Genomic DNA, 8,008 nt, shown 5'->3' on the forward strand with positions numbered 1-8,008 from the left:
GCGGCTCAACCGGACTCTGTCAGACCCGCGTGACGTCCTCGGGACGGGGCAACCGCGCGACATCGGAGGCTTCTCGCGCGCTCGTCGGCGTCAGCCCGGCGGATGCGCGGGCCCCCCGAACGCCCCCAGAATCCGCTCCGCGGCCAGTGTGGCCGTCAACTCGCCGTCCCTTACCTGTTGTTCGAGGGCGGGTGCCACGGCTCGCACCGAGGGATCGGCGTGCAGGCGGCCCAGGAGTTCGTCGCGGACCATGCTCCAGGTCCAGTCGACCTGCTGATCGCGGCGTTTGGCGGCGAGCCGGCCGGTCGAGTCCAGCAGCGTGCGGTGCTGTTCCAGGCGCTCCCAGACGGTGTCCAGGCCGGTCGACTCCCGGGCGCTGCAGCTCAGCACGGGAGGGCTCCAGACCGGGTCGGGGCCGTGCATCAGCCGCAGCGCGCCCGCCAGTTCCCGTGCCGCCGCCCGAGCGTCGCGTTCGTGCGGGCCGTCCGCCTTGTTGACGGCGATCACGTCGGCCAGCTCCAGGACGCCCTTCTTGATGCCCTGCAGCTGGTCACCCGTCCGGGCGAGGGTGAGCAGCAGGAACGAGTCGACCATGTTGGCCACGGCCGTCTCGGACTGGCCGACGCCGACCGTCTCGACGAGGATCACGTCGTAGCCGGCCGCCTCCATCACCACCATCGACTCCCGGGTCGCCTTGGCGACCCCGCCGAGCGTGCCCGCGCTGGGGGAGGGGCGGACGAAGGCCGCCGGGTCGACGGCCAGCCGTTCCATCCGGGTCTTGTCGCCCAGGATCGAGCCGCCGGTACGGCTGGAGGACGGGTCGACGGCGAGCACCGCGACCCGGTGGCCGAGCGAGGTCAGCAGCGTGCCGAACGCGTCGATGAACGTCGACTTCCCGACCCCCGGCACCCCGCTGACGCCGATCCGCCGAGCCCGGCCGCTGTGCGGCAGCAGTGCGGTCAGCAACTCCTGGGCAAGCCCGCGGTGTTGAGGGCGGGTGGACTCGACGAGTGTGATGGCGCGGGCGACGACCGCCCGCTTCCCGTCGAGTACGCCCTTCACATACGCGTCGACATCGATCACAGCTCGTGCCCGAGATCGGCCGCCAATCGTGCCACCAGGTCGTACGCCGCGTCCGGGATCACCGTCCCGGGCGGGAAGACGGCCGCCGCGCCCATCTCCAGCAGGGTCGGCACGTCCTGCGGCGGGATCACCCCGCCGACCACGATCACGATGTCCTCGCGCCCCTCCTCGGCGAGCTGTTCCTTCAGCGCCGGTACGAGGGTGAGGTGCCCGGCGGCCAGCGACGACACCCCGACGATGTGCACGTCCGCCTCGACGGCCTGCCGTGCCACCTCGGCCGGGGTCTGGAACAGCGGGCCGACGTCGACGTCGAAGCCGAGGTCGGCGAAGGCGGTGGCGATCACCTTCTGGCCGCGGTCGTGGCCGTCCTGGCCCATCTTGGCGACCAGGATGCGCGGCCGCCGTCCCTCGGCCTCCGCGAAGGCGGACACGAGGCCACGGGTGCGCTCCACGGACGGGGACTCGCCTGCTTCGTTGCGGTACACGCCCGAGATCGTACGGATCTGGCTCGCGTGCCGCCCGTACACCTTCTCCAGAGCGTCGGAGATCTCGCCGACGGTGGCCTTCGCGCGAGCCGCGTTCACCGCCAGCTCCAGCAGGTTGCCCTCGCCTCCGGCGGCCCGGGTGAGCGCGTCCAGCGCGTCCTGGCAGGCCCGCTCGTCACGCTCCGCCCGCAGGCGGCGCAGCTTCTCGATCTGCTGGGCGCGCACGGAGGAGTTGTCGACCTTGAGGACGTCGATCTGCTCGTCGCTGTCGACGCGGTACTTGTTGACGCCGATGACCGGCTGCCGCCCGGAGTCGATCCGGGCCTGGGTGCGGGCCGCGGCCTCCTCGATGCGCAGCTTGGGGATGCCGGCGTCGATCGCCTTGGCCATGCCGCCCGCCGCCTCGACCTCCTGGATGTGCTGCCAGGCCCGGCGCGCGAGGTCGTAGGTCAGCTTCTCCACGTAGGCGCTGCCGCCCCACGGGTCGATGACCCGGGTCGTGCCGGACTCCTGCTGGATCAGCAGCTGGGTGTTGCGGGCGATGCGCGCCGAGAAGTCGGTGGGCAGCGCGAGGGCCTCGTCGAGGGCGTTGGTGTGCAGCGACTGGGTGTGCCCCTGGGTCGCCGCCATCGCCTCGACACACGTCCGCGTGACGTTGTTGAAGACGTCCTGCGCGGTCAGCGACCAGCCCGAGGTCTGCGAATGGGTGCGCAGTGACAGCGACTTGGAGTTCTGCGGGTCGAACTGCTTCACCAGCTTCGCCCACAGCAGCCGCGCCGCCCGCAGCTTGGCGATCTCCATGAAGAAGTTCATGCCGATCGCCCAGAAGAAGGAGAGCCGGGGCGCGAACGCGTCGACGTCCAGGCCCGCCTCCCGCCCCGCGCGGATGTACTCGACCCCGTCGGCGAGGGTGTACGCCAGCTCCAGGTCGGCCGTCGCGCCGGCCTCCTGGATGTGGTAGCCGGAGATGGAGATCGAGTTGTAGCGGGGCATCCGCTGCGAGGTGTACGCGAAGATGTCGGAGATGATCCGCATCGACGGCTTCGGCGGATAGATGTAGGTGTTGCGGACCATGAACTCCTTGAGGATGTCGTTCTGGATGGTCCCGGCCAGCTTCTCGGGCGGTACGCCCTGTTCCTCGGCCGCCACGATGTACAGCGCAAGCACCGGCAGCACGGCGCCGTTCATCGTCATCGACACCGTCATCCTGTCCAGCGGGATCCCGTCGAACAGCTGCCGCATGTCGTAGATCGAGTCGATCGCCACGCCCGCCATGCCGACGTCACCGGTCACCCGCGGGTGGTCGCTGTCGTAGCCCCGGTGCGTGGGCAGGTCGAAGGCGACCGACAGGCCCTTCTGTCCGGCGGCCAGGTTGCGGCGGTAGAAAGCGTTGGACTCCTCGGCCGTGGAGAAGCCCGCGTACTGACGGATCGTCCAGGGCTGGTTGACGTACATCGTCGGGTAGGGGCCGCGCAGATACGGGGCGATGCCCGGATGGGTGCCCAGGAAGTCCAGGCCCTCCAGGTCCTGCCCGGTGTAGAGCGGCTTGACCGCGATGCCCTCGGGCGTGTCCCAGAGCAGGTCGTCCCCGCCGGCCGCCTTCTTCACGGCCGTACGCCACTCGTCGACCCCGCCGTCGCAGGCCGGGGTCCCCAGCTCGATCCCGGAGAAGTCGGGGATTCCCATCAGGACACAACTCCCATGCGGTCGAGGGTGGCGGACAGCACGGCGACGGCGTCGCAGCCCGCGAAGACGTACGTGTCGACATCCGGGTACTGCCCGGGACGCCCGGCGAGGAACACGTGCGAGGCGCCTGCGGCCCTCAGTTCCACGGCCAGGGACTCGGCCCGCTCCTCGTACAGGGCGTCACTGGAGCACAGGCAGACCTCCGTGGCACCGCTCTCCTCGAACGTGCCCTCGGTGACGGGCTCGATGCCGCCCGCCTGGAAGAGGTTCGCGGCGAACGCGGCCCGCGCGGTGTGCGCGGCGGCCGGACCGATCGTCGCCAGGAAGACACGCGGCCGGGAGCCGGTCGCGGCCAGGTGGGCGTCCGAGCGCGTCCGCAGCGCCTCGTACGCCTCGTCGCGGCGCACCCGCGGCAGACCGCCGGACAGCGGAGCGGGCGCGCTCTCGCGGACGACCGGCTTCTCCGCGAGGTACGGGAACTCGCTGACACCGGTGATGGGTTCGCGTCGCCTGGCCAGCTTGGCGCTGCGCGCCTGCCAGGTGTCGGCCAGCCTCCGGCCGAGCTCCCCGGAGCGCAGGGCGGCCGCCTGACCGCCGCTCCGCTCGATCCACTGGAAGAACTCCCAGCCCGCGTGGGCCAGTTCGTCGGTCAGCCGCTCCACGTACCAGGAGCCGCCCGCCGGGTCGATGACCCGGGCCAGATGCGACTCCTCGATGAGGATCGTCGAGGTGTTGCGGGCGATGCGCCGGGCGAAGGCGTCCGGCAGTCCGAGCGCGTCGTCGAAGGGCAGCACGGTGACGGAGTCCGCCCCGCCCGCCCCGGCGGCCAGCGTGGCGACGGTCGAGCGCAGCATGTTCACCCACGGGTCGCGGCGCGACATCATCACCGGCGAGGTCACGACATGCTGGACCTGTGCGCCCGCCCGGGGCGCCCCGCAGACCTCGGCCACCCGGGCCCACAGCCGGCGCGCGGCCCTCAGCTTGGCGATCGTCAGGAACTGGTCGGCGGTGGCCGCGTACCGGAACTCCAGCTGCGCACAGGCCTGTTCGAGACTCAGCCCGGCCTCGGTGAGCTGCCGCAGATAGGCGACGCCGGTCGCGAGCGAGGCCCCCAGCTCCTGGGCGGCCGAGCCGCCGGCCCGGTGGTACGGCAGCGCGTCCACCGTCAGTGCCCGCAGCCCCGGATACTCCTCGGCGGACAGCCGTGCGAGACCGGCCACCGGAGCGAAGTCGAACGCTTCCCCGGTGCGGGCCTCGTGACCGAGCGGGTCCGCACCCAGATTGCCGCGCGCCGCGTCCTTGGCGACGCCCCGCTCCTCGTACAGCCGCAGCAACTCCCGTGCCGCGGGCTCCACCTCGCGGCCGGCGTCGAGGACGACCGGCGCCAGGTCGAGAAAGACGCCGTCGAGGACCGGGCCGAGCGACGCCACCGGGATGCCGCCCTCGCCGACGACCAGCCAGAGGGAGGTGACGCCATTCTCCAGGTCCGCGAGCACCGCGGCGCCGTCGGCCGCCGAATGCCGTTGCCGTACGTCCCACCCGCCGAGGGCGTTCCCCTCGGCGCGGCTGCCGCGCACGAAGGGCGCGAACCCGGGGAGACCCGGCTCGGGCGCGGAGTCGCGCGCGGTGTAGAGAGGCCGGGTGCGCAGCCCGTCCTCCAGCGCGGTGGACAGGGCTTCCTCCGCCTGAGCTCCCTCGACGTCCTTGCCCGACTTGCGCAGCACGCCCGCCACCAGGCGCTGCCACTGCTCGTGGGTGGACTCAGGGAACTCGGCGGCCAGCTCAAGCCCGTCGTCAGGCAGGACCGTCATGCTCGGATGCTAGGCCAGAGGTGCAAAGGAGCAGCAGAGGGCACGGCTGTGACCTTGCCCTCGCCAAGATTGTGACCTCGTTCACCGGGCGGGTGAGGATGGAGGAAGTCCCCTCGGGAAAGAGGTTTCCGCCATGACCGCTGCCCCCGTTCGGAGGGCCGCGCCCGTGACGAGCACGGCCCTCGGGCGCAACCGGCTCCTGCTGCTCGCCTGCGTCCTCCTCGCGCTGTTCGCCGCGCTGGGCGCCGCCGTGTCCGTACGCCACGGCGCGCCTCTGCCGGGCGACGGCGCCGCCCACACCTGGGCGCTCGGGCACCGGCCGCCGGAGGCGGAGGCGTCGGCGCGCGGCATCACCGCGACCGGGGGCGGTGTCGGGCCGTATCTGCTCGCGGTCGCGGCCGGTGTGATCGCCGGCCGGGGAGTCGGGGGAAGGGTCTTGGCCGTCGTGGGGGTCCTCGGCGTCCTCCTCGCGGGGCAGTTCCTGCGCACCGGACTGATGGAGCTGTTCGCCCGGCCCCGACCGGCCCCCGCCGACTGGGCTGCGGCCGCCTCCGGGTACGCCTTCCCCTCCGGCCATACGACCACCTCGGCGCTGGTCGCCGGACTGCTGGCCTGGGCGGTGGCACGGCGGGCCGCGCCGGCCACGGCCCGGACGGCCTGTGCCCTCGTGGTCTGCTGGGCCGCAGCCGTCGGCCTGAGCCGGGTGTACCTCGTGGTGCACTGGGCGAGCGACGTCCTCGGCGGCTGGCTGCTGGCCGCCGGCTGGCTCGGCCTGTGCGCCCACGTCGCCGCCCGCCGTGGGAGACCTGCCGCGGCTCCGTGACCGGTGCCTCGGCCGACCGGCGTTGGGCCGTTCGGCCCTGCCCGGCGAGCCCGGGGCCGGCATGCCTGAAACGTTACGGCGTAGGACATGTCCGGCCCGACCGCTGTGAGGGGTGCGTGATGAGCGACAGCCCGCAGGCCACGCTGACAGGTCTGCCCGGACCCGGCCCGCTCGTGGCCGTCCGGACCGCCTGGAGCCCCCGCGGCGGTCTGTCCCTCGCGGTCGTGGCCGGCGCCTTCACACTGGCCCAGCTCCTCCTCGTGCGACCGGGGATGGGCCTCGGCTGGGACGAGACGGTGTACGTCAGCCAGGTCGGTTCCCACGCACCGGCCGCGTTCTTCAGTGCCCCGCGTGCCCGTGGTGTGCCGCTGCTGGTGGCGCCGGTCGCCGCCTGGTCGTCGTCCACCGCGCTGCTGAGGATCTACCTGGCCGTCCTGTCCGGCCTCGCCCTCTTCCTCGCCCTGCGTGCCTGGCGGGGCGTCTTCCCCGCCCGTGTGCTCGCGACCGGGGGCGCCCTGTTCGCGACCCTGTGGGTGACGCTGTTCTACGGCCCCCAGGCGATGCCCAACTACTGGGTCGCCGTCGGCGCCCTGGCCGGCACCGGGTACTTCCTGCGCGTCCGGGCACCCCGCTGCGACCGCTCCGCCCTGTGGGGTCTGGCCCTGAGTGCCGCCCTCATGGCCTGGATGCGCCCCACGGACGCGGTCTGGGCGACGCTGCCCCTGTTCGCCCTGCTGGTGGGCGTACGACGATGGCGGCGCCCCGCGCCGCTGGTGGCGCTGGCCGGCGGTCTCACCGCCGGCGCCGCCGAGTGGGTGATCGAGGCCCACGTCTCCTACGGCGGCCTGGTGCGGCGCCTGTCCGACGGCTCCGGCATCCAGGGCGGCCTGGGCTGGCACATCGCCGTCGTCGATCAACTGCGCGGTCTGGGCGGACGCACGCTGTGCCGCCCGTGCACCGGCGCCCTCCCGCCTGCCGTGGTGACCCTGTGGTGGTGCGCCCTGCCGGTGCTCGCCGCCCTCGCGGCCGTGGTCGCCGTCCGTGCCCGGCGCCCCGCCCGCACTCTGGTACCGCTGGCGTGCGCCGCCTCCGCGGCCTTCCCGTACCTCTTCCTGATCGGTTACGCGGCACCCCGTTTCCTGCTCCCCGCCTACGCGCTGGTCGCCGTCCCGGTGGCCGATCTGCTCGTGCGCCTGGTCACGGCGCCCGGACGCGTCCGGCGGCCGCTGACCGTGGCGCTGGTCACCGTCGCCCTGGGCGGGCATCTGGCCGTGCAGTACGCGGTGCTGGAGCACACCGTGCGGCGCACCACCGCCGCTCACCGCGAGTGGGCCCGTACCGCCGCCGGGTTGCACCGGCTCGGCGTACGCCCGCCCTGTCTGCTCACCGGGCACATGTACGTCCCGATCGCCTACTACGCCGGCTGCGCGTCCGCGGCGACCGGCGGCCACGACGCCAACACCACCGCGGCCGCCATCCGGCGTACCGCCCGCCGTCTGCCCGTCGCCGCGATCGTCCCACCCGGCGGCGCACCGCCCGGTTACGCCCGTTCCTGGACGCCGGCCCCGGCGGGCGGCCTGCGCGTGTACGTGGCGCCGTCTCCCGGGCAGGACGGCTCGGGCGGCGCACCCTGAGGGATCAGCCGTGCTCCGGTGGCCCGGAGCCGAGGCACTGGAGCGTCCTGCGGACCTCTTCCGCGCGGGGTGAGCCGAGGGCCGTGCAGAGCGTCAGGGCCTTCGGGCGGATGGCGCGCGGCACGGGCCGGTTCGCCGAGCGCCGGCTGACGGCGGCCGTTCCGAAGTGGGTTCGGGCCTGTTCCTCCTGCTCGGCGATGCCGCGCGCCACCTCCAGGGCCGAGGTGTGCGCCGCGAGGGACGGCACAGCGCGAGGGCGGTCTCGTGGTGCCGCAGGGCGCTGCCGTAGCCCCCGAGCCGCCGGTGGACGGCCCCGAGACAGGCCAGGACATCGGCCCTCGCCCCGGGTGTCGCCGAGGGCCTGGGCGTCGGTGTGGTGGCCGGAGCGCTCCTAGGGCGTGTTTCGAAAGTGGCGTCGTCCGCCCGGAGGGCGGGGCCCGCGGCGTCTGGTGCGGTGCATCGCAAGGCGGAGGGTCGTCCGCGTAC

At 73.4% G+C, this 8,008-nt stretch carries 6 protein-coding genes; 2 read left to right on the top strand and 4 right to left on the bottom strand.

Annotated features, from left to right (window positions below):
* Nucleotides 1–90: 90 nt before the first annotated feature.
* The 3 genes from meaB to ACIBVL_RS31465 are packed head-to-tail and all read right to left on the bottom strand — an operon-like array spanning nucleotide 91 to nucleotide 5,065.
* Nucleotides 91–1,083 carry a methylmalonyl Co-A mutase-associated GTPase MeaB gene (meaB, locus tag ACIBVL_RS31455; RefSeq protein ID WP_399102354.1) on the bottom strand — a complete coding sequence of 331 codons (993 nt, stop codon included), beginning with the start codon at nucleotides 1,081–1,083 and terminating at the stop codon, nucleotides 91–93.
* A complete protein-coding gene (scpA, locus tag ACIBVL_RS31460) occupies nucleotides 1,080–3,254 on the bottom strand; it encodes a methylmalonyl-CoA mutase (protein WP_399102356.1) in 2,175 nt (724 codons plus the stop codon). Before scpA ends, meaB begins: the two co-directional genes overlap by 4 nt.
* A complete protein-coding gene (locus ACIBVL_RS31465) occupies nucleotides 3,254–5,065 on the bottom strand; it encodes a methylmalonyl-CoA mutase family protein (RefSeq protein WP_399102358.1) in 1,812 nt (603 codons plus the stop codon). The genes scpA and ACIBVL_RS31465 overlap by 1 nt, the downstream gene beginning before the upstream one ends.
* Before the next feature lie 166 nt (nucleotides 5,066–5,231).
* Here ACIBVL_RS31465 and ACIBVL_RS31470 point away from each other — a divergent pair, with 166 nt between their 5' ends.
* Nucleotides 5,232–5,888: a phosphatase PAP2 family protein gene (locus ACIBVL_RS31470; RefSeq protein ID WP_399102360.1), complete on the top strand. Its 657-nt coding sequence runs from the start codon at nucleotides 5,232–5,234 to the stop codon at nucleotides 5,886–5,888.
* A gap of 119 nt (nucleotides 5,889–6,007) precedes the next feature.
* Entirely contained in the window at nucleotides 6,008–7,522 is a 1,515-nt protein-coding gene (locus ACIBVL_RS31475; RefSeq protein ID WP_399102362.1) for a hypothetical protein, read from the top strand.
* Nucleotides 7,523–7,526: 4 nt separating this feature from the next.
* Here ACIBVL_RS31475 and ACIBVL_RS31480 read toward each other — a convergent pair whose 3' ends face one another.
* Nucleotides 7,527–7,769, bottom strand: a complete 243-nt coding sequence (locus tag ACIBVL_RS31480; protein ID WP_399102364.1) for a hypothetical protein — start codon at nucleotides 7,767–7,769, stop codon at nucleotides 7,527–7,529.
* Nucleotides 7,770–8,008 lie beyond the last annotated feature (239 nt).

It is taken from the genome of Streptomyces sp. NPDC049687 (assembly GCF_044465285.1).
GTDB lineage: Bacteria > Actinomycetota > Actinomycetes > Streptomycetales > Streptomycetaceae > Streptomyces.